Origin of the sequence: Bradyrhizobium sp. NBAIM03 (assembly GCF_020194055.1) — a bacterium.
Taxonomy (GTDB): domain Bacteria; phylum Pseudomonadota; class Alphaproteobacteria; order Rhizobiales; family Xanthobacteraceae; genus Bradyrhizobium; species Bradyrhizobium yuanmingense.
The window spans coordinates 1-397 of the sequence record NZ_JADYVS010000255.1; the positions used below are offsets into that span (position 1 = coordinate 1).

Sequence of the window (397 nt, forward strand, 5' to 3'; positions counted from 1 at the left end):
CGGCGGAACGTCGAGAATTTCAGCTTGTTGGCCTGCACGTGTTGCAGCAGACCGAGCCACACGGTCGGCACGCCAGCCGAGAACGTGACCTTTTCCTGCTCGAACAGTTCGAACAGCGAAGCACCGTCCAGTTTCGGCCCCGGGAAGACCAGCTTGGCGCCCACCAGCGGCACCGAATACGGCAGCCCCCACGCGTTGACGTGGAACATCGGCACCACCGGCAGGATCACGTCCTGCGCCGAGCACCCAAGCGCATCCGGCATGGCTGACGCATACGAGTGCAGCACCGTGGATCGATGCGAATACAGCGCGCCCTTGGGGTTGCCCGTGGTACCAGACGTGTAGCACAGGCTGGAAGCGGTGTTCTCGTCGAATTGCGGCCAGGTGTAGTCGGCGC

General features: G+C 63.7%; 1 protein-coding gene. It reads right to left on the reverse strand.

The features are described 5' to 3' along the window. A partial coding sequence (locus I6F21_RS38390) for an AMP-binding protein (RefSeq protein WP_225184473.1) occupies positions 1 to 397 on the reverse strand: 397 nt, incomplete at both ends.